This is a genomic window from Isoptericola sp. NPDC060185 (assembly GCF_042728595.1).
In the GTDB taxonomy this organism is placed as follows: domain Bacteria; phylum Actinomycetota; class Actinomycetes; order Actinomycetales; family Cellulomonadaceae; genus Isoptericola.
The window spans coordinates 1-25,544 of the sequence record NZ_JBHWYY010000019.1 but is presented as its reverse complement, the minus strand read 5'-3'; the positions used below and the strand labels follow the sequence as shown (position 1 = coordinate 25,544).

Below are 25,544 nucleotides of genomic sequence, written 5' to 3'. Positions count from 1 at the left end.
CGCACCAGCCGTGCCGGCGAGCGGCCCTGCGAGGCGGTCAGCAGGCGTCGTACACGAACCCCTCGGCACCCGCCGCGACGAGGTCCCGGTCGCGCAGCACGGTGAGCGGCGCGCGGTCCTCGAGCGTGCACACCTCGTCGAACGTCAGGCCCGCCGCCTCCAGCGCGTCCGGGTACTCGACCTGGAGCACGTGGTCGCCGTAGACGTCGGTGTAGGCGGCGCACTCGGACCACACGGCGCACTCCTCGGTGACGGCGAGGTCGAAGCCCAGGTCGTCGTGGGCGAGGCGGGTGATCTCGGCGGCATTCTTCTGCGCGACGGCCAGCCCGGACCGGTGCGCCAGGTCCACGTACGCGCGGGCGAGGGCGTGCGCGCCCGCCTCGTCGACGGCGTCGAACCGGGTCCAGGTGTCGAGGTTGTCCAGCTCCACGGCGTCGAACCCCGCCGCCGCACACCCCTCGACCACCGGGCCCAGCACCGCGAGGATCCCCTCGCGCTGCTCCGCGGTGGACGGGTCGAGGACACGCTCGTCGGGCCAGTCCGGGTCGACGACGGGCTCGCCGTCCGCGTCGTGCAGCAGCAGGTCCTCGCGCCCCACCCAGCGGCCCTCCTCGCCGGGCTGGGTCTGGAAGCCGTTGACGTAGCAGACGTTGTACGCGCCAGGCAGCGGGTCGTCCGTCGCGTCCCGGACGACCACGTCGATAGTGGCCGTCCCGCCGGCCTCTCCCGCGTCGGACGCTCCGCCGAGCTGGTAGTCGAGCGCGCCCGTCGTGGGCGGCAGCTCGACCTCGGGGCGTGCCTCCGGCCCGGTGGACGGCGGCGCGGAGGGGCCCGCGGACGGCGATGCGACGGGGTCGCACGCGGCCGCCGCGAGCGCCACCGTCGTCGTCACCAGCACGGACCTGAGCACCGCCGCCGTTCCCCGCACCGCACGAGTATCGCCTGGCTGCGGGGTGGCGGGCGCGTCTACGGTCGGGGCCATGACGCTGCACGACGACGAGGTCCCCGTCACCGCCGACGACGTCCGCCGCCTGGTCGCGGCCCAGCACCCGCAGTGGGCTTCACTGGCAGTGACCCCGGTGCGGGAGTCGGGCACCGACCACCTGCTGTTCCGCCTCGGCGGCGACGACGACGCCCTGGTGGCGCGGATGCCGAAGATCGCGTGGGCCGGGGAGCACGCGCTCGCCGACGCCCGCTGGCTTCCCCGCCTCGCGCCGCACGTCCCGCTGACGGTGCCCGCCCCGCTGGCCGTGGGCGAGCCCGACGACGCGTACCCGTTCCACTGGTCCGTGGTGCCGTGGGTGCCCGGCGCCGCCGTGGCCGACCCGCTCGACCCGGGCGCCACCCCGAACCTGGACCCCGCCGCCGCGGCCACCGACCTGGGCACGTTCGTCGCCGCGCTGCGCGCCGTCGACGCGACGGACGGGCCGGTCAAGGACGGCACGGGCCGCGGCGTACCGCTGGCCCGCCTGGACGACGACGTCCGCCGCGCCACCGCCGAGGCCGGCGACCGCGTCGACGGCCCCGCCGTCCTCAAGGCCTGGGACCGCGCGCTGGAGGCCGCGTCCGACCCGGTGCCCGGCACGTGGCTGCACGGCGACCTCATGCCCGGCAACCTCCTGGTGGACGGCACCGGCGGGGACGGCCGGCTGACCGCCGTCATCGACTGGGGCGCCCTCGGCGTCGGCGACCCGGCGGCTGACCTGCCGCCCGCCTGGTGGCTCTTCTCCGGCCGGGACCGCGACGCGTTCCGCGAGGCCGCCGGGGCCGGGCCGGGCGGCGACCTCGACGACGGGGCCTGGGAGCGCGGGCGCGGGTGGACCCTGGTGCAGGGCGTGATCGCCCTGCCCTACTACTGGGACCGCTGGCCCGAGTTCGCCCGGGCGTCGCAGCGGAGGGTCGCGGCGGCCGTGGCCTGACCGGGGTCGGGGTCGGATCCTCAGGGTCGAATCCTCAGGGTCGAACCGGGGGAGAACCCGATACCGAGCGCGCGGGGCCGCTCGTACCGTCGAGACATGACCACTCCCACCTCGACCCCGTACGTCCAGCCCGCCCCCGCCCCCCGCCGCAAGCTGTTCCGGCCGAAGTTCGGCCGCGTGCTCGGCGGCGTCTGCGCGGGCCTCGCCGACTACCTCGGCTGGAGCCGCGGCCTCGTCCGCGTCCTCGCCGTCGCGTCGATCCTCATCCCCGGCCCGCAGGTGCTCGCCTACATCGTGCTGTGGATCCTCATGCCCGACGAGGACAAGGCGCTGCGCGCCGCCTGAGCGCGCCGCCCGACCTGGTGCCACCCCGAGGAGGAACCGTGCACGTCTCCGTGGAGCGCGGCGACATCACCACCGTCGCCGTGGACGCGATCGTGAACGCCGCGAACTCGTCGCTGCTGGGCGGCGGCGGGGTCGACGGCGCCATCCACGCGGCCGCCGGGCCGCGACTCCTCGCAGCGTGCCGCGAGCTGCGCGCCAGCACCCTGCCCGCCGGGCTGCCGGTCGGCGAGGCGGTCGCCACGCCCGGCTTCGACCTGCCCGCCGCGTGGGTGATCCACACGGTCGGCCCGAACCGGCACGCGGGCGAGACCGACCCCGACCTGCTCGTCTCGTGCTTCACCCGGTCGCTCGACGTCGCGGCCGACCTGCGCGCCCGGAGCGTCGCGTTCCCCGCCGTCGGCGCCGGCGTCTACGGCTGGGCGGCCGACGACGTGGCGCAGGCCGCCACCACCGCCGTCCGGACCTGGGACGACGCCAACCCCGCCGCCCTTGACGAGGTCCGTTTCGTCCTCTTCAACGCGCCCGTGCTCGCCGCCTTCGAACAGACCCTCGCGTCCGCCTGACCTGCGGGAACGGTTGTCCACAGGCGGCTGTCCACACCCTTGTGGGGCGCCGGGGCACCCGCTAGGGTCGAACACATGTTCGACACCGTGCCGACATCGCGCCCCGCCGACTTGCCCCCTGCGGCGCCGTCGCTCGCGCACGCGTCGACCGCGATCGACGAAGCCGTCGAGCTCCAGCGGCACGTCGACGCGCTCGAGGCGCGCAAGCTGGTCGCCGTGGAACGCGCGCGGGTGGCTGCGGCGCGTGCCGAGTCCGAGCTGCTCGCCCATGACGACGTCACGCTGAACCGCGCAGGAGCCGAACGCCGTCACGACCTGGCGCGGCGCGCCTTCACCGCCGACCTCGCCACCGCCCTGCACCTCACCGAGCAGACCGCCTCGCACCTCCTCGACACCGCCCGCACGCTGGTGGTCGAGGCGGGTGAACCTGGACGGGCCACCCTCGACCTGCTCTCCCAGGGAAGCGTCTCCCTCGCGCACGCGACCGCGATCGCCGACACCCTGGCCGACCTCCCGGACCCCCACGCGCGTGCCCGGGTCGAGGCCGCCGTGCTCCCCCGCGCGACGACGTGCACCGTGCCACAGCTGCGCCGACGCCTCCGTCGCGCCCGGGACCTCGTCCACCCGGAGGCGTTCGCGGAGCGTCATCGCCGAGCCGCGGAGTCGAGGGCCGTCTACGTCGACCCAGGTGCCGACGGCATGGCCTGGCTCACCGCCCACCTGCCCGCGCACGTCGCCCACGCCGCCTACGACCGCCTCACCAGCGCCGCATCGCGCGCACAGGAGCACGGCGACAGCCGCACACGCGCGCAGCTTCGCGCCGACGCCCTCGGTGACCTGCTCCTCACAGGCACGCCCGAACGTCGCACGTCCGCCGACGGCACGGACGCGGGCAGCGCGACGTCCGTACCTCGCCTGTCGGAGATCGCGCGCCGGATCGTCCCGGCGGTACGGGTGACGGTGCCGGTGCTGTCGCTGCTCGGTCACGCGGAGGAGGCCGCCGAGCTCGACGGCCACGGACCGATGGACGCGGAGACCGCGGCACTGCTCACGGCGGCCGCACCGTCGTTGCGTCGGCTGCTCGTGGACCCCGTCGACGGGCGCGTCCTCACCACCGACCCCGGCACCTACACCGTTCCCGCTGCGTTGCGCGCCTTCCTCCGGGCGCGGGACGGCGTCTGCCGGTTCCCCGGCTGCTCCCGCCGGGCGGTGCAGTGCGACGTCGACCATGTGGTCGCGTGGTCCGACGGCGGGCGCACCGTCGCGGGCAACCTGACCCACCTGTGCCGTCATCATCACGTGCTGAAACACCAGACGGCATGGCATAGCAGCCTGGGGCCGGACGGCGTCGCCACCTGGACCTCTCCGACCGGGCGGACGCACCACGACCCGCCATCAGACCCCACAGGCAGACGCTGGCCGGATCCACCGACCGGCAACGCCGCGACGAGCGACCCGGCGGACAGATGACCCGACAGACGGGCGACCCGACGGACGGACAACCCGACGGACACGCGGCGCCGCTGCGGGCCGGCGAACACGCCCAGGCCGAGCGTGCACGCGAGCACCAGCAGCAGGCCCGCGAACAGCCGCGACGCCCCGCTGTCGCGGCGCTCGGCGACGCCGAGATGCGTGGCGGCCAGGTCGTACCAGTCGCCGAACGTCGCCGGGAGGGGCACCTCGTCCGGGGCAGGGGGCAGCGGGGTCCTCGTGCGCGCCATCGGTCAGGCGCCCGCGGGCGACGACGGCGTCCCCGGGCCGGCGGGGCCCGGTAACAGCGGGGCCTCGTCCGCGCCCTCCGCGACGATCGTCGCGGGCCCGGCCATGGCCGCCAGCAGCATCTCCAGGCCGTTGCGCTGCGCCGGGTCGAGCGACCAGCCCGACAGCACCAGCGCGGGGCCGCCCTGCTTCGGCGCGGTCACGACGACGGCGAGGCCCACGGTGCGGGTGCGGGGGGCGGCGTCCTCGGGCTCGCCGGGGACGCGGTACGGCATGTCGAGCTCGGTGGTCAGGCCCAGCGCCGGGCCGATGCCGGTGCGGAACGTCTCGGTGTACGCCTCGTTGACGTCGAACCCGAGGCGCGCGGCGACCACCCGGCGCACGACCTCCAGCAGCGACACGGGCCCGTCCACCGCGGAGAGCTCGGTGACGGTGCCGGTGACGTCCCAGAAGATCTCCCGCCCGAGGGCGGTCTCGCCCGCGAACTCCGCGCCCTGGTGCACCAGACCGTGGATGAGGATCTGGTGCCGGCCGGCCAGGTCGCGCCAGGCGTCCAGCCCCGCGCGCAGCAGCTCCGCGTCCTGCCGCGTCAGGTCCACGCCGGCGTCCGCGAACGACCCGCGGATCACGCCGAGCGCCGCCGCCGACGTGGCATCGACCCGGTGCCCGCGTCGCTCGACGTCGTCGACGCCCTGCGCCGCAACGGGTACGGCGTGCACCTCGGGACCAACCAGGACCGGCACCGGGCCGCGTACATGCGCGACGCCCTCGGCTACGACGCCCTGTTCGACGTCAGCTGCTACTCCCACGACCTCGGCGCGGCCAAGCCGGACCCGGCGTTCTTCGCCGAGGCCGCGCGCCGCATCGGTGCCGACCCCGCCGCCATCCTGTTCGTCGACGACCGGCCCGACAACGTCGAGGGCGCCCGCGCCGCGGGCCTCGCCGCCGTGTGCTGGACGGTCGACGACGGGCACGCGGCGCTGCTCGACCTGCTCGACGGGCACGGGGTCGACGGCAGGCGGACGGTCGCGACCCCCTGAGCCCGGCGGCAGGTCAGCGCTTCGGGAAGCCCGCCTGCGGCTTGTCCTCGTCGATGTCCTCGATGTGCTCGAACTCGGTGGGCTCGTGCCGCACGGTGCGGTTGTAGAGCCAGGTGATGAACGAGAGCACGATGCCGACGGCGAGCAGGCCGCCCGCGATGAGGTACTGCTCCTGCTGCTCCGCGCTGCGCGCCCACGGCCCGGCGAGGTAGGCGCACGTGAGCGCGCCGAGCAGGGCGAGCCACGTCTTCGTGCGGAAGTGCGGGTGCTTCACGGGCTGCTTGCGCAGCACCAGCAACGCCACGTTGACGACCGCGAACACGACCAGGAGCAGCAACGACGTGGTGCCGCCGAGCAGGGCGATGGCGTTGGCCCCCTCCTCGGTCGCGTTCGCGTTGACCACGTAGACGATGAGGCCGAACGAGATCAGCGTGGTCACGATGATCGACACCCACGGCGTCTGGCGGGTGCGGTGCACCCGGCCGAAGCTCCGCGGCAGCACCCCCTGGTTGGCCAGCCCGTACAGCAGCCGAGACGCCATGAGCATGTTGATGAGCGCCGAGTTCGCTACCGCGAACATCCCGATGAACGGGAAGATGGTGTCGAACGGCAGGCCGGGAGCGCCTGCCGCCACGACCTGCGTCAGCGCGGAACCCTTCTCGGCGTCCGTGAGGTCGCCGACGGGCACGAGGGCGACGGCGGTGATGGCGACCAGCACGTAGATGAGCCCCGTGATCGACAGGCCGGTGAGCATGGTCCGCGGGAAGTCCCGCACCGGGTCCTGGCACTCCTCCGCCATGTTGACGGAGTCCTCGAAGCCCACCATGGCGAAGAACGCGAGCGTCGTGGCGGCCGTGACGGCGAGGAAGACGCCCTTGTCGTCCGGGCTCTCGAACACGACCACCCGCGAGAAGTCGGCCCGCCCCTGAGTCATCCCCCACATGCCGACGAAGATGACGAGCAGCAGGCCCGACAGCTCCACGAGGGTCAGCACCACGTTCGCCTTGACGCTCTCCCCGACGCCGCGGAAGTTCACCAGCGCCACCAGCGTCATGAAGCCCAGCGCGATCCACAGCAGCCCGTTCGTCCCCAGGCCCAGGCCGAAGCCGTCGTTGAGGAAGCCCGCGAACGCGTTCGACGCCGTCGACGCCGACGTGATGCCCGAGCACATCACCATGAACGCGATGATGAACGTGACGAAATGGATGCCGAACGCCTTGTGCGTGTACAGCGCGGCCCCCGCAGCCTGCGGGTACTTCGTCACCAGCTCCAGGTACGAGAACGCCGTGATCGTCGCCACCGCGAATGCGATGAGGAACGGCGCCCAGGCCGCGCCCCCGACCTCGCCGGCCACCTGGCCCGTGAGCGCGTAGACGCCGGTGCCGAGGATGTCCCCGACGATGAACAGCAGCAGCAGCTTGCGCCCCATCACCCGCTTGAGGCCCGGCTCCGCGGTGCCGCCCGCCCCGTCCGGCCCGGTCTCGTCGATCGTCTGGCTCATCGCGACCCCCTGGATCCCCTGGATCGTCCTCGCGGCCCCCGCGCCTCGTTGCGCGGGACAGCCATCCCCCATGGAACCGCGCCCCGGCCCGCGGTGCACGGCCGACGCGCGGCCGTGACCGAAGGTCGACGGTGACGTAGCGATTCCTCGTCGCCCTGCTGCGGGACGACGAGGAATCGCTACGTCACGAGGTGCGAGGGCGGTCAGTCCGTCGCGACGGCGAAGACGTGCAGCCGGGGGTTGTCCGGCAGCGTCACCGACGTGAGCTCCTTGCCGGCGGGGACGGCGACGGGTGCGGTGGCGTAGAGCCCGCAGCCGAAGTTGTCCACACCGGTGCCGTTGCCGCGGCCGCCGGGCTTGGCGACCAGCACATTGCCGGCGTCGGGCGACCCGGCGCACCAGTCGGTGACCGCCACGTCGACATCGGACGAGCTCCCGTCGGCGAAGCCGAGCCGCAGGGTGCCGCGCTGGGTGCCGTGGGTCGCGGTGCCCACGACGGACACCTTCCGCGCACCCGACCGCGCACCCGGCACGTCGACCTGCTGGCCGGCGGCGGCCACGTTGTCCGGCTCGCCGGCGTCGGGGGCGCCGAGCACGTAGGTGAGGTCGGTGCCGGGCACGGTCAGCTCGAGGCCCTGGACGGCACCGGCGGCGGCGAGCCCGTCGCGCAGCAGGTAGGCGCCGCCGCCGTCGAGGTCGGCGTTGGCCTTGCCCCGGTCGCCGATGCCCACGTTGTCGAAGGCGGGCGCGAGCCAGGACTCGGCGGCCACGACGACGGGCACCTCGCGCTCGACGGTGCCGCCGGCGCCGTCGGACACGACGACGCGGACGGGGTACTGCCCGGGCTTCGCGTCGGCGGGCGCGGACAGCGTCACGGTGCCCTCCACGGTGGCGGGCAGACCGTCGGAGTCGGCGCTCCACTCCGCGAGGTCGGTCGCCGCCTCCACGGCGCCGCCGGCCGTCACCTCGACGGTGCCGGAGACCTTCCCGGCGCCCTGGGCGACGACCTGCACGGACGCCTCCACGCTGCCGCCCGGCCGCAGCACGGGGTGCGCGGGCGACAGGCCGGCGAACAGGCGGTGGTCGGCCTGCGGCTCCCCGGCGGCCACCGCTCCCGGCCGGTCGGCGGGCGCCGTCGCCCAGGCGGACGGCTCGGCCCCGGTGCGGACGTCGAGCTTCCCGGCCGAGGTGAGCTCGGCCCCCGTCACGTACGCCCGCGACAGGTCGCGCTTCCCGAGCGTCACCGACTGCGTGTAGCGGTTCGTGGCCGACAGCCCGTCGGCGGTGACGTGCAGCGTCCCCCGGCCGTAGAAGTCGTCGTCGAGGTCGATCCGCACGTCGTCGAAGCGCGGGGTCGTCAGGCCCCACAGGTCGCTGCCGGGTGCGATCGGGTAGACGCCGATCGACGACAGCACGTGCCAGGCAGACATCGTGCCGAGGTCGTCGTTGCCCGTGACCCCGTCGGGCCCGTCCGTGAACAGGGTCGACGCCGCGCGCACCACGTCCGTCGTCTTCCACGGCTGCCCGGCCCACAGGTACATGTACGGGGCGTGCAGGTTGGGCTCGTTGTTCGGGTTGTACGTCTTCCAGCCGTAGTAGTCGTACGTGCCGTTGACCCACACGTCGCTGGCGACGTGCGCCGGGTCGTCGACCAGCTGGTCGTAGGCGAAGAAGTCGTCGAGGTCGGCCGCCGCGGCGTCGGTGCCCCCGAGCAGGTCGAACAGCCCCAGCACGTCCTGCGGCACCAGCCACTGGTACTGGACCGCGGTGCCCTCGTGGAAGCCCTCGCTCCACGCCGGGTCGGGGTTGCCCGTGAACAGCCCGTCGCCGCCGCGGGCGCGGAAGGCCCCGGTGCGCGGGTCGAAGACGTTGCGGTAGCTCTGCCCGCGCGTGGCGTAGCGGTCGGCGTCGGCGTCGTGCCCGAGGTCGCGCGCCATCGTCGAGAGCATGGCGTCGGAGAGCGCGTACTCGAGCGTCGCGGAGGCGCCGTGGTCGAGGTCGAAGTCCCCCGGCCGGGTGCGGCGCGACGGGTCCTGCGGCACGTAGCCGTCCCGGATGTACTCGACGTTCCCCGCGCGTCCGTTCGACGGCGAGTCGGCGGGCGGCACGCCGTCGGCGTTCTGCTTGAGGACCTCGTACGCCTCGTCCTCGTGCCCGGCCAGCAGGCCCTGGTGGTAGGCGCTGACCAGGAACGGCGTGACCGGGTCACCGGTCATGATGTTGGTCTCGACCGTGCCGTACCCCCAGCGCGGCAGCCAGCCGCCCTGCTGCCCCTGCCGCACGACGGACAGCGCCATGTCGGCGGACTCGCGCGGTGCGAGCAGCGCCAGCAGCTGCTGCTGGGTGCGGTACGTGTCCCACAGCGAGTAGTTCTGGTAGTAGGTGAACCCCTTCTCGCGGTGCACCTCCTGGTCCCACCCGCGGTAGCGGCCGTCGACGTCGGAGCCGACGTTGGGGGCGAGGAAGCTGCGGTACAGCGAGGAGTAGAAGGTGCGCAGGTCCTCGTGCGCGCCGCGCTTCACCTGCACGGTCCGCAGGCGCCGTTCCCAGGCGGCCGTCGTCGCGGCACGGACCTCGTCGAACGTGCCGCGCTCGGCCTCGAGGTTGGCGGCGGCGCCCGCCGCGTCGACGTAGCTCAGCGAGGTGACCGCCTCGACGTCGCGGTCCTCGCGCGTGTCGAACTGCACGTACGCCCCGATCCGGCCCTTGCCGTCGGCGGCGTCGGAGCCCTTCGTGACGGCGTCGCCGTTCCAGGTGCCGTGCGCGGTGAACGGCCGGTCGAAGACGGTGCGCGTGTGGATCGTCTGCGGCTCGGTGTCCTGGCAGAAGCCACGCGTCGTGATGGTGGTCTCGATCGTCCGGTCGTCGACGACCCGCACGCTGGAGCCGGCGACGCTGTTGAGCGCCTGCCCCGTGTTCAGCATGACGGTGGCCTTCGTGGTGGCCGGGAACGTGTACCGCTGCGCACCGGTGCGCTGCGACGCGGTGAGCTCGGCCTCCACGACGCCCTCGGGGGCCTGCAGCCCGACGCGGTAGTAGCCGGGCGACGCCTCCTCGTCGTCGTGGGAGTACGCCAGCGCGTAGTCGGCGTAGTCCGTGCTGGTCACGTCGCCCGTGGTGGGCAGCACGGGCAGCGGCCCGCCCAGCCCGCAGCCGACACCGGAGATGTGCACCAGCGAGAAGCCGCGCACCCGGTCGTTGTCGTAGTCGTAGCCCACGTTGTGACCGTTGTCGGGCGAGAGCTGGACCATGCCGAACGGCGCCGCGGCGCCCGGGTAGGTGTTGCCGTCGTCCTTGGTGCCGATGAACGGGTTCACGTACGCGGTGAGGGGCCCGCGCACCTTCTCCGTCCCGTCGGGCGACGAGGGGGTGGCGGACGCGGGGACGCCGGCCAGGACGGCGCCGAGAGCGACCGTCGTCGTGAGAGTGAGGGTGGTGCGGAGCAGGCGGCCGGTGCGGCCCCGACGTGCGTCCATGCGAGCGGGTTCCTTCCACAGCTGTGTGGGTCGGGCCAAGGCTGGCAGGGACCTGACACCGCTGTCAACAGCCGTCCGGGAAACACGGAGCGGCTTCTCCTCGTCCCGCCAGGGGACGAGGAGAAGCCGCTGCGTCGTCGGTCGTGCGCTCAGGTCAGCGCAGGCCGAACGCCTTCACGACCTCCTGGGTGACGGAGCTGCCCGCGTCGTCCTGCGCCGCCGTGCGCAGCGAGACGGACGTGGCACCCTTCGGCGCGTCGAACGTGACCGTCCAGCGGCCCTCGCCCGACGGCTTCGCCGCCACGGACCGCCACGTGGCGCCCTCGTCGAACGACACCTCGACGGCGACGCCGGTGACGGTGCCCGCCCCGACGGCGCCCTCCGGCGGCAGGGCCGCGGTGACGTCCACCCGGACCGGCTTGTTCCGCCGGACGGCGCCCGACAGGTCCCGGCCCGCGACGTCGTACCCGAGCGACACGATCGGCAGGGGCGAGCCGTCCAGCGCCGCCTGGTCGGCCTGGAACGTCCAGACCGTCGAGGTGCGGCTGGAGTAGGCCCACGCCGCCGGGTCGAGCGCCGTGTCCTGCTCGAAGCGGTACGTGTGCGTCCCCTCGACGACGGGTACCTCGCGCTGGATCGCCTGGCCGGACATCTCGCGCACCAGCGTGCCGTCCTGGAACAGCCGGGAGGTGACCGGCTGGTCGTCGCCGAACCCGCCGGTCAGCTCGCCGGTGCTCGACGCCGGGGGCACGTTGAGCTGGAAGAACTCCCCGTTCGCCTTCGACTTCCAGTAGCCGGGACCCTGGTGGGGCGCGGTGACGCCGAACCAGTCGATCGTGGTGCGCGAGCCGGCCGCGTACCGGCGCTGGTCGTCCCGCACCTCCCACCCGTTGGTCGACGTGGCCGTGGCGTACCAGCCCTGCTCCTCGCCCACCGGCGAGATGTACACGAGCTGCTCGTCGCCGGACATGCGCGGCTGCGTGACCCCGAGGCAGCCCAGGCTGTACTCCGGGCAGTCGTAGCGGCTGACGAACGTCAGGCGCGGGTCGGGGTCGGCCAGCCGGTCGGTGACCTGCGCGAGGTCCTTCTCCCGCGGCGCGACGCTCAGGTCCGCGGGCACCGAGCCCTCCCACGTCTTCACGACGTCGTAGGAGTAGTCGGGGAACTCGACGCCGTCGCCGGTCAGGCGGGCGCCCTTCCCGGCGGCCCCGGCGAGCAGGCGCCCGCCCTCGTCGGCGGTGAGGGAGACGACCGGCACGTCGGTGCCGCCGGCCGGGTCGTACAGCACGCCCGGCCCGTCGTTCACGACCACGAGCAGCGCGGCGCCGGCGGCGTCGGCCGCCGCGGCACGGTCCCAGGGCGCGACGTCGGGGTCGTTGGTCACGACCAGGGCCTTGCCCTGCGCGGCCACCGCGGCGATCTCGTCGGGGGTGCCCGTCCCCGCCGTCACGACCTCGAGGTCGACCTTGCCGTCGAGGCGCGCGCTGCCCGCCTGGTAGACGGGCGCGAGGGCGGCCGGCCTCGGCGTCCTGGCCTGCAGCGACAGCAGCGGCGCCGTGCGAGACCACCGGCTGGTGAGCTGGAAGTCCCCGCCGGCGACGTCGCCGGTCTCGTTGACCCAGACCTCCGCGCCGGGGACCATCCCGACGGAAGCGGAGAACGTGGCGAAGTCGCCGCCGATGCCGGAGTCGTGGAACCACTGCACGCGGCCGTCGAAGTCGGCGCTGGCCCGCGGCGTGTCGAGCTCCACCGGGTTCGCGTCGCGGGCGTCGAGCACCACACGGACGTCGCCGTCGGCGACGGTGACCTGCGGGTCCGCGAGCCAGTACAGCCGGTCGGTGCCGTCGGTGTCGGCGTACCGGATGCTCGTGAGAGCGGTGAACTCCCCGGGCTCGACGCGCTGGGTGGGCGTCGCCCCCGTCTCCGGGTCGGTGACGAGCGGGGTGATCCACTGCGTCCCGTACCGGTACAGCGAGACCTCCGCCGCGACGGGCTCGCCGTCGGGGCCGAGCACGGTGACGTCGAGGTCGTAGTGCTCCGTCTCGCGGGTGAGGCCGGTGGCCGTGCGCGCCGCGACGGCGCCGTCGGCGGTGGTCGCCACGACCTGGCCGGTGTACTTCCCGGCGGCGGTCGCGTCGGCGAACGACGCCGTCGCGTCCACGGACACGGTGCCGTGCGCCGGCACGACGACGTGCGTCGCGCTCAGGCGCACCAGGTCGACGGCGCCGTCGGGCCCGGTGGTGGTGGACGCCAGGTCGAGCGCGACGTCGGCGTCGGTGTCGTTCGCGTAGGTGATGGTGCGGGTCTGCGGCTCGGGGTCGCCGTCGCCCCAGGCCACCCGCCCGAAGTGCACCGAGCCGGTGGCGTCGACGCCGTCCAGCGCGGCGGGCACGTCGAGGCGGCCGGTGCCGACCTCGTACGGGGTGTACCCGGCGAGCCCCACGGCCGACGACATGAGCGCGTCCTTGATCCGCGCCGCGTCCCAGTCGGGGTATGCCGCAGCGAGGATGGCGGCCGCGCCGGCGACGTGCGGCGTCGCCATCGAGGTGCCGCTCATCGTCTGGTACGGGCCCTCGCCCGCCGCGTACTGCGACCGCGCGGCCGTGATGTCCACGCCCGGCGCGGCGAGGTCCGGCTTGAGGCCGTCGTCCAGGCCGCGGGGCCCGCGGGAGGAGAAGTACGCGATCTCGTCCTGGTCGTCCGTCGCCGCGACGGTGAGCGCGGCGTCGGCGGTGCCCGGGCTGCTCACGGTGCCCTCGCCGCCGGCGTTGCCCGCCGCGATGACGAACAGCGCGTCGGTCTCCTCGGTGAGGTTGTTGACGGCCTGCGCCACCGGGTCGGTCTGGTCGTGCCGCGAGTCGTCGCCGAGGCTCATGCTCACGACGTCGGCGTCGACGTCGCGCGACGCCCACTCCATGCCGGCGATGATCCACGAGTCCAGGCCGAAGCCGTCGTCGCTCAGCACCTTGCCGACGGCGACGTCGGCGCCGGGCGCGACGCCGCGGTGCACGGCCCCGTCCGCCGCGCCCGAGCCGGCGACGGTCGACGCGACGTGCGTGCCGTGGCCGTGCACGTCCTTGACGGTCTCGCCGGGGACGAACGACTCGGTGGTCGTGACGACGTCGGCGAGGTCGGGGTGCGCGGCGTCGACGCCGGTGTCCAGCACGGCCACGGTGGCACCCTCGCCGTCGTGCCCGGCGGCCCACGCCTCGGGGGCGCCGACCAGCGGCACGCTGACGTCGAGGGTCGCCTCGGCGCGGCCGTCGAGCCAGAGCTTGGCGATGCCGCCGGCGAACGTGCCCGGCGCGGCGGCCGAGCGGGCGGACGGGGTCGGGGCGGCGGTGATCGCGCCCCAGAAGGTGGCCGCGTCGTCGGTGTCGGTGCGCAGCGCCGCCCCGCCGATCGACGTCAGCTCGAGCACCTTCTCGCTGCCCCGCGGGGCAGCGGCGGCCGCCTTGCGGGCCTTGCGGTCGTACTGCGCGATGACGGGGATGGCCGCCTCGTCGTCGTAGCCGTCCGCGACGAGCCCGGTGACGTTGAACAGCTCTCGGTCCAGCGCGCCCGACGCGAGGTACGGCTGCGCGGCGGCGGGCACCACGTACAGGTCGTCGCCCACCTCGAAGGTCTGGGCCGGCTCGGTGGCGCCGGCGGCGGGCTCGACCGTGACGGCGGGCCGGCCGTCGCCGGTCGTGGCCACGTGCACGACGTCGCCGGTGACGAGCGTGAGCGTGGCGGTCGCGCCCCCGGGCGCGGCGGAGGTGGTCGGGGTGGCGGACGCCGGTGTGGCGGCGCCCGGGTCGGTGGCTGGTCCGGCGAGGGCCGGTGCGGCGCCGGCGGCCAGCAGGGCGCTGACAGCGGTGGCGGCTAGACCGGCACGGACGGGTGGTCGCATGGTGGGGCCCCTTTTGCGTCGAGCCGACCTGAGTGGCGGCAACGGTGACGGCACTGTCGGTGTGGGAGACGGTGTCATCACCGTTGACCCGGCACAACGACCACGGGTGGCGGATCTACGCCATGACAGGAAACCGCATCCCGGCGTGGCGGTCCGCCGGGCCCCGGGGCAGCCACGACGATGGCCCCCACGAGGGCCCGCCCGGGCCCGGACGGGCAGGGGGACCGATGACGCGGACGACGACGGGCGACGGGGCCGACCTGGGGGCCGACCTGCTGAGCGACGTCGCCGGGCTCCCCGCGGCGCTGCTGGCCGCCTACCGGGTGCTCGTGGCGACGCCGACGTCGGACGCGGCAGCCGTCGCGACCGCCCTCGACGTCCCCGTCGACGACGCGGCGGAGCGGCTGGAGGACCTCGCCGCGCGGGGGTTCGCCACCCCGCTCGCCGCGTCGCCCGGGGCGCCGGGCCGGCGTTTCGCCGCCGCGCCGCCGTCGGTCACCCTGGGCGCCGTCGTCGCCGCCCGCGAGGAGGCGGTGCGCCGCGCGCAGGCCGAGCTGGACGTCCTGGAGGAGATGTACCGGCTGGCGGGCGTCGGCGGGGACGGGGCCGGCGAGGTGGTGCAGGTCGTGCGCGGCGCGGACGCCGTCGCGCGCTGGTTCGGGCGCGTGCAGGCGGGGGCACGGCGCGAGGTGCTGGCGCTCGTGCAGCACCCCGTGGCCGTGACCAGCGCCGACCAGAACCACGTGGAGGGCGAGCTCGTGGCCCGCGGCATCCGGTACCGGGCGCTGCTCGAGCGCCCCATGCTCGAGACGTTCCCCGGCGGCCTCGACGCCTTCGCCGAGTCGCTCGCCGCCGGCGAGGAGGCCCGGGTGGCCGAGTCCGTGCCGCTGCGCATGATCGTCGTCGACCGCGAGCTCGCGTTCCTGCCCGTCCTCGCGGACCCCGAGCGTGCGTCGGCCGCCGCGATCCTCGTGCGCCCGAGCGCGCTGCTCACCGGGCTGGTCGCGCTCTTCGAGACCCTGTGGACGACGGCGGCCCCCGTCGTCCTGCACGGCGCGTCCGCCGCTCCGGGGAGCGGCGCCGCGGACGACGTCGACGCCCGCCTGCTCTCCCTCCTGCTCGCCGGCCAGACCGACGAGGCCGCAGCGCACCAGCTCGGCGTCTCGCTGCGCACGGTGCAGCGGCGCGTGCGCGAGCTGATGGACCGCGCCGGCGTCCGGACCCGCGTGCAGCTCGGCTGGCACGCCGCGCGGGCCGGCTGGGGCACCGCCCCGGGCATCGAACCAGGTCACGATTGGGCGAAACTCGAGCCGACGCCTTGACACCGCTGCCACCGCGGCCGTGCGATGAGTGGAGCCGACGTGCAACGACGCGCGCCGGCACGAGGGCGTAGGAGTGAGACACATGCGAGGAGCTCCGAGGACTTCTGTGGTCGCCGCGGTCGCGGCCGCGGTGGCGCTGACCGTGGCCGCGTGCGGCGGCGGCGGCAACGAGCCGAACAGCGGGGGCAGCGGGGGCTCCGGCGGCGACGAGGTGGAGGTCTTCACCTGGTGGGCCGCCGGGTCCGAGAAGGCCGGCCTCGACGCGCTGGTGAAGGTGTTCGACGAGCAGCACCCGGACGTGAAGTTCGTCAACGGCGCCGTGGCCGGCGGCGCGGGCTCGCAGGCGAAGGACCTGCTGCAGACCCGGCTCCAGGCACAGGACCCGCCGGACACGTTCCAGGCCCACGCGGGCGCCGAGCTGCAGGACTACATCGACGCGGCGCAGATCCAGGACGTCACGAGCCTGTACGACGAGTTCGGGCTCACGGACGTCTTCCCGCCCGACCTCATGGACCGGCTGACGGCCTCCGACGGCAAGATCTACTCGATCCCGTCGAACATCCACCGCGCCAACGTGGTGTGGTCCAACCGGAAGGTGCTGACCGACAACGGCATCGACCCGGACGCCACGTACACCGACCTCGCGTCGTGGATGAAGGATATGGACACGCTGAAGAAGGCGGGCGTCACGCCGCTCGCCGTCGCGCAGGCGTGGACCCAGGTGCAGCTGCTCGAGACCGTGCTGCTGGCCGACCTGGGCGCCGACGGCTACTCCGGCCTGTGGGACGGCTCCACCGACTGGAAGGGCGCCGAGGTCACCGCGGCGCTGCAGGACTTCCAGAAGCTCATGGGCTACACCAACACCGACCGCGACGGCCTGGACTGGCCGGAGTCGCAGCAGCTCGTGATCGACGGCAAGGCCGCGTTCACCGTGATGGGCGACTGGGCCGAGGCCTCCTACGAGGAGCAGAAGAAGGAGCTCGGCACCGACTACTCCGCGTTCCCGGTGCCGGGGACGGACGGCGTCTTCGACTTCCTCGCCGACTCGTTCACGCTGCCCGTGGGCGCGCCGCACCCCGACGGGGCGAAGGCGTGGCTCGAGACCGTCGGCTCCGCCGAGGGCCAGGAGGCGTTCAACAAGGCCAAGGGGTCCATCCCGGCGCGCACCGACATCGACATGGCCAGCTTCGGGAAGTACCAGCAGGACGCGGCGGAGTCGTTCAAGAGCGACACCATCGTGTCGTCGCTGGCGCACGGCGCCGCCGTCCCGGTAGCCACGCTGACGGCCATCACCGACGCCACCAGCAAGTTCACCTCGGGGGCGTCCGACCTCGCCGGCTTCCAGTCGGAGCTCGCGGCCGCCAACGCCGGCTGAGCGCCGGATGCCGTCCCCCGTGCGCACCGGGCGGTCGGGGGTGCGCCGCGCGGTCCGCCGCGCCGGCGCACCCCTCCTCCTGCTGCTGCCCTCGCTGATCCTGGTGGGGGTGTTCGTCTACGGCCTGATCGTGGCGAACGCCCGCACCTCCGCCACCGACAACCACACGGCCGCCCAGGCCACCGGCCAGGCCCCGACGGTCGTCGTGTGGTTCCGCAACTACCTCGACCTGCTCGGCAGCGAGGAGTTCCAGCACTCGCTGACCAACCTCGTGCTGTACACGGTGGTCTTCCTCGTCGGCACGATGCTGATCGGCTTCGTCTGGGCCTGGCTGCTCGACAAGCCGCTGCGCGGGGAGGGGTTCTTCCGGTCGATCTACCTGTTCCCGATGGCGGTCTCGTTCATCGCCTCGGGCGTGGTGTGGCGGTGGCTGCTCAACTCCAACCAGGACGAGCAGGCGTCCGGCCTCAACCGGCTGTTCCAGATGATCGGGCTGGACGCGCTGCAGAACAACTGGTGGAACAACGTCTCCGTGGGCATCGTCGCCATCGCGATCCCCGCGATCTGGCAGCTGTCCGGGTACGTGATGGCGCTGTTCCTCGCCGGCTTCCGCGGCATCCCCGTGGAGCTGCGCGAGGCCGCCCGCGTGGACGGCGCCAGCGAGTGGAAGCTCTACCGGCACGTGCTCTTCCCGCAGCTGTCGCCGATCGCCCTGTCCGCGCTCATCATCATCGGCCACATGTCGCTCAAGGCGTTCGACCTCATCATGTCGATCTCGAAGCCGGCGAACTACCAGACCAAGGTGCCCGCCGTGGACATGTACGTGTTCAAGTCCGCGTTCGACTACGCCAACGCGGCCGCCGTCGGCACGATCCTGCTGGTCATCGTGGCGATCGTCATCGTGCCGTACCTCGTGCACACGCACCGGCAGGGCAAGCGATGACCGCCGTCATCGAGGAGGAGGCCGGGCGCCCCGTCGACCTCGGCCGGCACGCCACGCCGCGGGGTCGCTTCACCGTCGGCCGCACGCTGCGCTACCTGGTGCTCCTGTTCTTCGTCCTCGTGGTGCTGGTTCCCGTGTACGTGCTGCTCGTGACGAGCTTCAAGGGTCCCGGCGACGCCGCGCCCACCCGCGCGTGGAACCTGCCGCAGGTGTGGACCACCGCCAACTGGGAGACGGCCTGGTCCACGCTCGCGCCCGCCATCGGCCGCACGGTGCAGATGGTGGTGCCCGCGGCGCTCATCTCCGCGTTCCTCGGGTCGCTCAACGGGTTCGTGCTGTCGCGCTGGCGCTTCCCCGGTGCGGACCTCGTGTTCACGCTGATCCTGTTCGGCATGTTCATCCCGTACCAGGCCGTGATGATCCCGCTGAACCAGCTGGTGCTCGGCCTCGGCGTGCCCAGCGGCATCCCGTCGCTGATCCTGCTGCACGTCGTCTACGGCATCCCGATCACGACGCTGATCTTCCGCAACTACTACATGACGGTGCCGAACGAGCTGATCGAGGCGGCGCGCGTCGACGGGGCGGGGATGCTCCGCACGTACGCGTGGATCGTGCTGCCCATCTCGATCCCGAGCTTCGTCGTCGTGCTCATCTGGCAGTTCACGTCGGCGTGGAACGACTTCCTGTTCGCCGTCTTCTTCTCCTCCAGCCAGAACGGCCCGGTCACCCTGGCGCTCAACAACCTCGCCAACGGCGCCCTGCTGCAGGACTACGGCGTCTCCATGGCCGGCGCCCTGTTCGCGTCGCTGCCCACGCTGCTCGTGTACGTGCTGCTGGGCCGCTACTTCATGGGCGGGCTCATGTCGGGGTCCGTGAAGGGCTGAGGCACGCCCCCGGCCGCCGTCAGGAGGCCGGGGGCACCTCGCCGCTGCCGCGCGGCACGAGGTGCGTGGGCACGACGACGACCTGCGCGGCGCGCGCAGGGTCGGCCGCCCGCTCCAGGGCGAGGGACGCCGCCCGCCGCCCCATCTCGACCGCGTCGTAGCCCACCACCGTCACGCCCAGCAGGTCGGCGAGCTCGAAGTCGTCGAAGCCGACGAGGGCGACCGCCGCGCCGCCCGCGCGCGACCGGGCGCGGAGGGCGTGCAGCGCCCCCACGGTGATCTTGTTGTTGGCGGTCACGAGGGCGGTGGGCGGCTCGTCGAGCGCCAGCAGGTCGGCGACGAGCGCGCCGGCGACGGCCGCGTCGTGCGCGCCGTCCCGCACGTACCGCTCCGGCTCGACGACGCCCGCCTCGGCCAGCGCCGCGACGAACGCGTCGCGGCGCTCCCGGAACGTCCACAGCCGCGACTCGTCGCCGACCAGGCCGATCCGGCGGTGCCCGTGCGCCAGCAGGTGCCGCACGGCCGCGCGCACCCCGCCGCCGTTGTCGATGACCACCGTGTCCGCGTCGACGTCGGGCGCCGGGCGGTCCACGAGGACGACCGGCAGCCCCTCCGCCTGCTCCTCGCGCAGCGCGGCGTGATCGCCCGAGGTGGGGGTAAGCAGCAGCGCGCCCACCCGCCGCTCGACCAGCTCGTCGGTGAGCTGACGTTCGCGGTCCGGGTCCTCGTCGCTGCTCGCGGTGAGGAGCTGCAGCCCCTGCCCGCGCAGCTCCCGCTCGATGCCGCTCGCGAGCGCCGAGTAGAACGGGTTGGCGAGGTCGCCGGTGACGAAGCCGACCAGGCGGGCCGCCCCGCCGCGGGCGAGGTCGGCCGCGGCGGCGTTGCGCCGGAACCCGAGCTCGTGGGCGGCGGCCTGGACGCGTTCGCGGGTGCCGGCGGCCACGTTGGGCTCCGCGTTGAGCACGCGCGAGGCCGTCTTGAGGCTGACCCCGGCGCGCTCGGCGACCGCCGCGAGCGTGGGGCGGCGGCCGCGGCGGGGGCCGGGCTCGAGCGTGGAGGTGCCCTGCGTCATCTGTTCTCCCGACAGCAGCGGACGATCGTGGCGACGACGATATCGAGAACCGGCGCCGCGGCAGACCATCTGGCCGCACCTGGGCCGGGTTCACCCGTTCCGCCGAGGACGTCGGGCGACGGCTCCGGGCGTGGGAGCCTGCCCCCAGGCCGCACCCTTGGGGGCGCCGCCCACGTGTGTCGGGGCCGGCGGGCACCCTGGGTGCATGACGACGACCACCCCCGCCGCACGGTGCTTCGGCGACGGCGACCCCCTGTACGAGGCGTACCACGACACCGAGTGGGGCGTGCCGGTGCACGGCGAGGCCGCCCTGCTGGAGCGGATCGCGCTGGAGGGGTTCCAGTCCGGCCTGTCCTGGATCACCGTGCTGCGCAAGCGGCCCGCGTTCCGGGAGGTGTTCCTCGACTTCGAGCCCGAGCGCGTGGCGGCGCTCGGCCCCGACGACGTGGAGCGGCTGCTCGGCGACGCACGCATCATCCGCAACCGCCAGAAGATCGAGGCCACGATCGGCAACGCGCGGGCCGTGCTCGCGCTGCACGACGACGGGCGCACGCTCGACGAGCTGTTCTGGTCGTTCGCTCCCGCGCCGCGCTCGCAGCGGCTCGGCGCGTGGGACGTGGTGCCCGCCAGCACGCCCGAGTCGGTCGCCCTGGCGAAGGCGCTCAAGAAGGAGGGCTTCCGCTTCTTCGGGCCGACGACGGCGTACGCGGCCATGCAGGCGTGCGGCCTGGTGGACGACCACCTCGCGACCTGCCCCGTCGTCGTCGGGCACGTCGCGGCCTGACCTGGTCGAATGGTGGGGTGCTGGGGTTCTGGTGGGGACTGCTGGGCAGCTCGTCGCTGCTGATCGGCGCCGCCCTGGTGCTGTGGCGCACGCCGAGCCGGCGGCTCACGGGCCTGATCATGGCGTTCGGCGCGGGCGTCCTCATCAGCGCGGTCGCCTACGACCTGGTGGAGGACGCGTCCCGGTCCGCGAGCGGGTGGGTGCTCCTCGCGGGGCTGGCCGCCGGTGCGCTGACGTTCTTCGTGGGCGACCTGCTCATCGACCGGCGCGGCGGGCGCGACCGCAAGCGGTCCACGGGCGTGCAGGCGGAGGGGTCGGGCGGTGCGATCGCGCTGGGCACGGTGCTCGACGGCATCCCGGAGTCGGTGGTGCTCGGCTCCACGCTGGTCGGCGGCGGCGGGGTGAGCGTCGCGGTGCTCGCCGCCGTGTTCATCTCCAACCTGCCGGAGGCGATGTCCGCCACGGTCGGGCTGCGGCAGGCCGGCACGTCGACCGCCCGACTCGCCCTGCTGTGGGGCGGCACCACGCTGGTCTCCGCGCTGGCCGCAGGCGTCGGGTACGCGGCGCTCGGCACCGCCGACCCGGCGACCATCGCCGTCGTGCAGTCGTTCGCCGCGGGCGCGCTGCTCACCATGCTCGTGGACACGATGATCCCCGAGGCCACGGAGTTCGGCGGGCCGGTGACGGGGCTGGTCACCGTGCTCGGGTTCGCCACCGCGTTCGGCCTGTCGGCCCTGGGCTAGGGTCGCCGCCATGGTGGTCTCCCCCGCTCCGGCGCGACGCCGCGCGGCGCCCTGGGCCGCCCTGGCGCTGGTCGGTGCGACCGGGCTGGCCGCGTGCTCGTCCGCCGGAGTCGACTGCCCCGCGGTGGGTTACTTCGACACCCTCGAGGTCGCGCTCGACGGCGACCTGACGCAGGTCGACCTCGTCCAGGTGTGCACCGACACTTGGTGCAGCCCCGGCCCCGGGGTCGACGAGTCCAGCTCGCCCACGGGGACCGTGACCGCGGCCGACGACGATCACACCTGGTCGTTCGCGCTGACCGGCACCCCGGACGAGGTCGTGGTCCGCGTGCTCGCCGACGAAGCGATCCTCGCCAAGGAGTCGGCCGAGCCGCGGTGGCACGAGGTGTCACCGGGGCCGTGCCCCGGCCCCTCGGAGGCGACGGTCGCCATCACGGTCCCGGCCACCGCCTAGGACAGGTAGCCCGGACTACGGGGCCTCCGGCCGCGAGGCGAGCAGCTCCACCTGCGCGAGCGTGAGCGGCCCCTGGCCGGCGGCCTCGGTCACCACCAGCCGCAGCGCGCCGTACGCCCCCGGCCGCGCGACGGTGAACGGACGCGTCTGCCGCGCCCACCGGAACGTCTGGCCGGACCGCTCGTCGAGCACGGCCCACGTGGCACCCGCGTCGTCGGAGCCCTCGAGCCGCCAGGCCGCGGGGGCGGCGCCGCCCGGGCCGGAGGTGAGCGTGTACCGCAGCACCTCGGGCCGCTCCCCCGCCGGCGCCGTCCACGTGACGACCGGCGTGCGGGACGCGAACGCCGCCGCGGTGGCCGACGTGTCGTCGACGAGGAGCTCGGCGGCCCGCCGGGCACCGCTGTCGGTCGCCCCGCCGGCGGGCGCGTCGTCGTCCAGGAACTGGTCGTCGACCCGCACCGTGCCGGCGCGCGTGACGTCGGTCAGCGGGGCGGGCGGGGCGTCGCCGCTGGTGAGCGACGGCGGCGCGTCGTCGGGGCCCGTGCCCCAGGCGGACGGCTCGGGCCCCATGACCAGCTCGACGGTGACGCCACCGACGAGGTCGGCGTGATCCAGCCAGGCCGCGTCGCGCGGCACCCCGCCCACGGTCAGCGACTGCACGTGGACGTTCTCGACCGAGTTCCCCACGGTGCGGACCACGAGGTCGCCGTCGGGCCGGTGGATCGTGACCTCGTCGAACAGCGGCGACCCCACGGCGTACCGCGGGGAGCCCACCTGCAGCGGGTAGAGGCCGATGGCGGCGAGCAGCCACCAGGCCGACATCTCGCCGTTGTCCTCGTCGCCGGGGTACCCCTGGCCGATCTCGCTGCCGACGAAGAGGCGACGCAGCGCCTCCCGCAGGATCCGGTGGGCCTTGGCGGGCGCGCCCACGGCCGTGTAGAGCCAGGGCACGTGGTGCGAGGGCTGGTTGCTCACGCCCCACATCCCGAGCCGCACGTCGCGGGCCTCCGTCATCTCGTGGATGACCTGCCCGTACCCGCCCACGTGGGTGCCGTCCTCGGGCCGGGAGAAGAACTCGTCGAGCCGCGCCTCCAGGCCCGCCGGGCCACCGTAGAGGTTGGCCAGCCCGCGCGGGTCGTGCGGCGCGTGGAACGCGAAGTTCCAGGCGTTCGTCTCGGTGAACGGCCCGCCCCAGTCGTCGGGGTCGAAGTGCCCCGCCGCTGGCGTGAACGCGCCGTCCGCGCCGCGCGCCCGGAAGAAGGCGACCTCCGGATCGAACAGCGCCCCGTACTGGGCGGCGCGGTCCAGCAGGTAGGCGGACTCCTCGCGCAGGTCCGCGCGCCGGTGGTCCGGGGTGGCCGGGTCCTCCGCGAGCGCCGCCGCCATCGTGCCGATGCCGAAGTCGTTGAGGCACCCCTCGAGCCCCCAGGACACCGACTCGTGGGTGGTCGCGGGCGTGAAGCCGAGGAAGGCGGAGGTCTCCAGCCCCTTGCGGCCGACGGCGTCGTGCGGGGGCGCGACGGTGGCGTTCTTCAGCGCGGCGTCGTAGGCGTCGAGGGCCAGCGCCGTGGGCAGCGCGCCCTTGAGGTACGCGTCGGCGAACGCGACGTCCGAGCTGGTGCCGGTCATGAGGTCGGCGTACCCGGGCGACGACCAGCGCGAGACCCAGCCGCCGTCGCGGTACTGCTGTACGAACCCGTCGGCGAGCTCAGCGGTGAGCCCCGGGTGCAGCAGCGCGAGCGCCGGCCAGGCGGTGCGGTAGGTGTCCCAGAACCCGTGGTTGACCATCATCGGCCCGTCCACGACGGCGGCCCCCGTGACCGTGTCGGTGCTCGGCCCGACGGGCGGCGCGACCGGACTGGCGTGGCGGCGCACGGGCGCCTCGACGGTGCCCGCGTTCTCGGTGTGCGACGTCGGGTACAGGTGCAGGCGGTAGAGGTTGGAGTACAGGGTGACGCGCTGGTCGTCGGTGGCGCCAACCACCTCGACGACGCCGAGCCGCTCCTGCCACAGCGCCCGGGCGGCGTCCTGGACCTCGGCGAACGTGCGCCCGGCGAGCTCCTGGTCCAGAGCGCGGCGCGCCTGGTCGAGGCTCAGGTACGACGTCGCGAGGCGCAGCTCGACGACGCTCCCTTCCCCGGACGTGTCGAAGCTCGCGAACCGGGCGTGCCGCCGGTCGCCCGCGGCGGCGCCCACCGCGACGGGAATCTGGTCGAAGACGCCCGCCACGAACATGCGCGAGCGGCCCACGGACAGCGGGCTGCCGTCGTCGACCCAGCCCGTCACCGTGCCGTCGGGGTGCGCGGTGAGGCGGGCCGCGCCGGCGGCGGTGGTGACGGTGTCGAGCAGCACGTGCCCGGTGCCGCCCGGGATGCCCGCCGGGAAGCCGAACCGCAGCACCCCGCCGTGGTCGGTGGGCGCGGCGGCGAGGGTGAGGCCGTCCGCGAAGGTCACGGCGTACAGGTCGGGGCGGGCCGTCTCGTCGGCGTGGTCGAACGGCAGGCCGCGGGCGCCCAGCGCGGCCGTCGGGACCCCGGGCCCCGCGGCCGGCTGCACGACGAGCTGGTTGCGGTCCCCCATCCACGGGCTGGGCTGGTGTGAGACGCCGAAGCCCTGGAGCACGGGCCGGTTGAGATGGTCGTTGGCCCGGTGGTACTCGTACAGCCAGCGCTGCGAGGCGGCGTCGGTCATCGGCACCCAGAGCGTGAACCCGTTCGGCACGGCCGTGGCGGGCGCGTTGTTGCCGCGCGAGAACTGGCCGCTCGACATCGTGCCGCGGCGGGTGTCGACCCAGTCGACCAGGTCCACCGGCCCCCTGCCGCCGACGACGGCGGGCTCCGCGACGAGGGCGACGTCGTCCACCCAGCCGGAGAACGCGGCGTCGGCCATGTCGTCCGGCGGGTCGCAGCGCAGCAGGACGGCGTCCACGGTGCGCCCGGCGGCGACGGCGCCGACGTCGATCCGCACGGAGTTCCACTGGTCGGCGTAGAGGATCTTGCCGTCGCCCTGGGCGCGGGCCGTGGCCCGGGTGCCATGGGCGTCGGTGGCGGGCAGGTCGGAGAGGTACGTGCCGTCGGTGAACGCCAGGTCGAGCGCGACGTACGTGGACGGGTACCGCAGGTCGCCGCGCAGGTCCGGAAGCACGACGTAGCTCAGCCGGGTGCGCGGGCCCACCTCGATCCCGAGGTCCCGGAACAGCACGTGCGTCACCGGTCCGGGCTCCTCGCGAAGCCCCGCGAAGCCCAGCGCGTGCAGGCCGGTGAACCCGGCACGGTGCTTGTGGGTGGCGCCGTCCGCGGGGCCGTCCCCCACCTTCGCGACGAGCGGGCCGTGGCGCGGGGTCGGCAGCGGCGCGGGGTCGCCGGGCTCGAAGGACGTCGCGAACGAGGTCACGAACGAGGAGGGGTGCGTCATCGGGTCTCCTGTGGGGGCTGCTGCCGGCGGGGCCGAGTGCCGAACAGGCAGTTGACACCGTATTGGGGACCCCCAGGCCCTCAATACGGTGTCAACTG

The 25,544-nt window shown here is 74.2% G+C and carries 19 protein-coding genes; 12 read left to right on the top strand and 7 right to left on the bottom strand.

The window, feature by feature from the left end:
- Positions 1–37 precede the first annotated feature (37 nt).
- The gene (locus ACFWDO_RS09135; protein WP_380317704.1) at positions 38–928 is read right to left on the bottom strand and encodes an endo alpha-1,4 polygalactosaminidase; all 891 of its coding nucleotides are present in this window, start codon (positions 926–928) and stop codon (positions 38–40) included.
- 52 nt (positions 929–980) lie between these two features.
- Between ACFWDO_RS09135 and ACFWDO_RS09130 the strand changes: the two genes are divergently transcribed.
- From ACFWDO_RS09130 to ACFWDO_RS09115, 4 genes are all read left to right on the top strand, one after another.
- Positions 981–1,919, top strand: coding sequence for an aminoglycoside phosphotransferase family protein (locus tag ACFWDO_RS09130; RefSeq protein WP_380317709.1), 939 nt, complete (start codon positions 981–983; stop codon positions 1,917–1,919).
- Between the two features lie 96 nt (positions 1,920–2,015).
- Complete coding sequence (locus ACFWDO_RS09125; protein ID WP_380317712.1) at positions 2,016–2,264, top strand: PspC domain-containing protein; 249 nt, start codon at positions 2,016–2,018, stop codon at positions 2,262–2,264.
- Between the two features lie 38 nt (positions 2,265–2,302).
- On the top strand, positions 2,303–2,827 hold the full coding sequence (locus ACFWDO_RS09120; RefSeq protein WP_380317715.1) for an O-acetyl-ADP-ribose deacetylase: 525 nt from the start codon (positions 2,303–2,305) through the stop codon (positions 2,825–2,827).
- 75 nt (positions 2,828–2,902) lie between these two features.
- Positions 2,903–4,297 (top strand): DUF222 domain-containing protein, encoded by a 1,395-nt coding sequence (locus ACFWDO_RS09115; protein WP_380317718.1) that lies wholly within the window; start codon positions 2,903–2,905, stop codon positions 4,295–4,297.
- Positions 4,298–4,551: 254 nt separating this feature from the next.
- On the opposite strand, the gene ACFWDO_RS09110 is transcribed toward ACFWDO_RS09115, so the two are convergent.
- A complete protein-coding gene (locus ACFWDO_RS09110) occupies positions 4,552–5,175 on the bottom strand; it encodes a hypothetical protein (protein ID WP_380317721.1) in 624 nt (207 codons plus the stop codon).
- 33 nt (positions 5,176–5,208) lie between these two features.
- Here ACFWDO_RS09110 and ACFWDO_RS09105 point away from each other — a divergent pair, with 33 nt between their 5' ends.
- Positions 5,209–5,586, top strand: a complete 378-nt coding sequence (locus tag ACFWDO_RS09105; RefSeq protein ID WP_380317724.1) for an HAD family hydrolase — start codon at positions 5,209–5,211, stop codon at positions 5,584–5,586.
- A gap of 13 nt (positions 5,587–5,599) precedes the next feature.
- Here ACFWDO_RS09105 and ACFWDO_RS09100 read toward each other — a convergent pair whose 3' ends face one another.
- From ACFWDO_RS09100 to ACFWDO_RS09090, 3 genes are all read right to left on the bottom strand, one after another.
- The gene (locus ACFWDO_RS09100) at positions 5,600–7,087 is read right to left on the bottom strand and encodes an APC family permease (protein WP_380317727.1); all 1,488 of its coding nucleotides are present in this window, start codon (positions 7,085–7,087) and stop codon (positions 5,600–5,602) included.
- 203 nt (positions 7,088–7,290) lie between these two features.
- Positions 7,291–10,563 carry a GH92 family glycosyl hydrolase gene (locus tag ACFWDO_RS09095; RefSeq protein ID WP_380326943.1) on the bottom strand — a complete coding sequence of 1,091 codons (3,273 nt, stop codon included), beginning with the start codon at positions 10,561–10,563 and terminating at the stop codon, positions 7,291–7,293.
- A gap of 154 nt (positions 10,564–10,717) precedes the next feature.
- Positions 10,718–14,455 (bottom strand): S8 family serine peptidase, encoded by a 3,738-nt coding sequence (locus ACFWDO_RS09090; RefSeq protein ID WP_380323601.1) that lies wholly within the window; start codon positions 14,453–14,455, stop codon positions 10,718–10,720.
- 227 nt (positions 14,456–14,682) lie between these two features.
- Here ACFWDO_RS09090 and ACFWDO_RS09085 point away from each other — a divergent pair, with 227 nt between their 5' ends.
- From ACFWDO_RS09085 to ACFWDO_RS09070, 4 genes are all read left to right on the top strand, one after another.
- On the top strand, positions 14,683–15,777 hold the full coding sequence (locus tag ACFWDO_RS09085) for a hypothetical protein (RefSeq protein ID WP_380323604.1): 1,095 nt from the start codon (positions 14,683–14,685) through the stop codon (positions 15,775–15,777).
- 82 nt (positions 15,778–15,859) lie between these two features.
- Positions 15,860–17,152, top strand: a complete 1,293-nt coding sequence (locus ACFWDO_RS09080; protein ID WP_380323607.1) for an ABC transporter substrate-binding protein — start codon at positions 15,860–15,862, stop codon at positions 17,150–17,152.
- 7 nt (positions 17,153–17,159) lie between these two features.
- Positions 17,160–18,095 (top strand): carbohydrate ABC transporter permease, encoded by a 936-nt coding sequence (locus ACFWDO_RS09075; protein ID WP_380323610.1) that lies wholly within the window; start codon positions 17,160–17,162, stop codon positions 18,093–18,095.
- Positions 18,092–18,979 carry a carbohydrate ABC transporter permease gene (locus tag ACFWDO_RS09070; RefSeq protein WP_380323613.1) on the top strand — a complete coding sequence of 296 codons (888 nt, stop codon included), beginning with the start codon at positions 18,092–18,094 and terminating at the stop codon, positions 18,977–18,979. The genes ACFWDO_RS09075 and ACFWDO_RS09070 overlap by 4 nt, the downstream gene beginning before the upstream one ends.
- Before the next feature lie 19 nt (positions 18,980–18,998).
- Here the strand turns inward: ACFWDO_RS09070 and ACFWDO_RS09065 are convergent, their stop codons facing one another.
- Positions 18,999–20,051, bottom strand: a complete 1,053-nt coding sequence (locus ACFWDO_RS09065) for a LacI family DNA-binding transcriptional regulator (protein ID WP_380323617.1) — start codon at positions 20,049–20,051, stop codon at positions 18,999–19,001.
- A gap of 205 nt (positions 20,052–20,256) precedes the next feature.
- Between ACFWDO_RS09065 and ACFWDO_RS09060 the strand changes: the two genes are divergently transcribed.
- From ACFWDO_RS09060 to ACFWDO_RS09050, 3 genes are read left to right on the top strand one after another with little or no spacing between them, the layout of a single operon-like run.
- Positions 20,257–20,835: a DNA-3-methyladenine glycosylase I gene (locus ACFWDO_RS09060; RefSeq protein WP_380323620.1), complete on the top strand. Its 579-nt coding sequence runs from the start codon at positions 20,257–20,259 to the stop codon at positions 20,833–20,835.
- Positions 20,836–20,852: 17 nt separating this feature from the next.
- On the top strand, positions 20,853–21,578 hold the full coding sequence (locus tag ACFWDO_RS09055) for a ZIP family metal transporter (RefSeq protein WP_380323623.1): 726 nt from the start codon (positions 20,853–20,855) through the stop codon (positions 21,576–21,578).
- Positions 21,579–21,588: 10 nt separating this feature from the next.
- Positions 21,589–22,032, top strand: coding sequence for a hypothetical protein (locus ACFWDO_RS09050; RefSeq protein ID WP_380323625.1), 444 nt, complete (start codon positions 21,589–21,591; stop codon positions 22,030–22,032).
- A 15-nt stretch (positions 22,033–22,047) separates the two neighbouring features.
- Here ACFWDO_RS09050 and ACFWDO_RS09045 read toward each other — a convergent pair whose 3' ends face one another.
- Positions 22,048–25,446, bottom strand: coding sequence for a GH92 family glycosyl hydrolase (locus tag ACFWDO_RS09045; RefSeq protein WP_380323628.1), 3,399 nt, complete (start codon positions 25,444–25,446; stop codon positions 22,048–22,050).
- Between the last annotated feature and the right edge of the window lie 98 nt (positions 25,447–25,544).

Bases quoted from the DNA above. Each gene is read 5' to 3' on its own strand.
- ACFWDO_RS09130 (WP_380317709.1), top strand. From the start codon at position 981: ATGACGCTGCACGACGACGAGGTCCCCGTCACCGCCGACGACGTCCGC.
- ACFWDO_RS09125 (WP_380317712.1), top strand. From the start codon at position 2,016: ATGACCACTCCCACCTCGACCCCGTACGTCCAGCCCGCCCCCGCCCCC.
- ACFWDO_RS09115 (WP_380317718.1), top strand. From the start codon at position 2,903: ATGTTCGACACCGTGCCGACATCGCGCCCCGCCGACTTGCCCCCTGCG.
- ACFWDO_RS09100 (WP_380317727.1), bottom strand. From the start codon at position 7,087: ATGAGCCAGACGATCGACGAGACCGGGCCGGACGGGGCGGGCGGCACC.
- ACFWDO_RS09095 (WP_380326943.1), bottom strand. From the start codon at position 10,563: ATGGACGCACGTCGGGGCCGCACCGGCCGCCTGCTCCGCACCACCCTC.
- ACFWDO_RS09090 (WP_380323601.1), bottom strand. From the start codon at position 14,455: ATGCGACCACCCGTCCGTGCCGGTCTAGCCGCCACCGCTGTCAGCGCC.
- ACFWDO_RS09085 (WP_380323604.1), top strand. From the start codon at position 14,683: ATGACGCGGACGACGACGGGCGACGGGGCCGACCTGGGGGCCGACCTG.
- ACFWDO_RS09080 (WP_380323607.1), top strand. From the start codon at position 15,860: ATGCGAGGAGCTCCGAGGACTTCTGTGGTCGCCGCGGTCGCGGCCGCG.
- ACFWDO_RS09075 (WP_380323610.1), top strand. From the start codon at position 17,160: ATGCCGTCCCCCGTGCGCACCGGGCGGTCGGGGGTGCGCCGCGCGGTC.
- ACFWDO_RS09070 (WP_380323613.1), top strand. From the start codon at position 18,092: ATGACCGCCGTCATCGAGGAGGAGGCCGGGCGCCCCGTCGACCTCGGC.
- ACFWDO_RS09065 (WP_380323617.1), bottom strand. From the start codon at position 20,051: ATGACGCAGGGCACCTCCACGCTCGAGCCCGGCCCCCGCCGCGGCCGC.
- ACFWDO_RS09060 (WP_380323620.1), top strand. From the start codon at position 20,257: ATGACGACGACCACCCCCGCCGCACGGTGCTTCGGCGACGGCGACCCC.
- ACFWDO_RS09050 (WP_380323625.1), top strand. From the start codon at position 21,589: ATGGTGGTCTCCCCCGCTCCGGCGCGACGCCGCGCGGCGCCCTGGGCC.
- ACFWDO_RS09045 (WP_380323628.1), bottom strand. From the start codon at position 25,446: ATGACGCACCCCTCCTCGTTCGTGACCTCGTTCGCGACGTCCTTCGAG.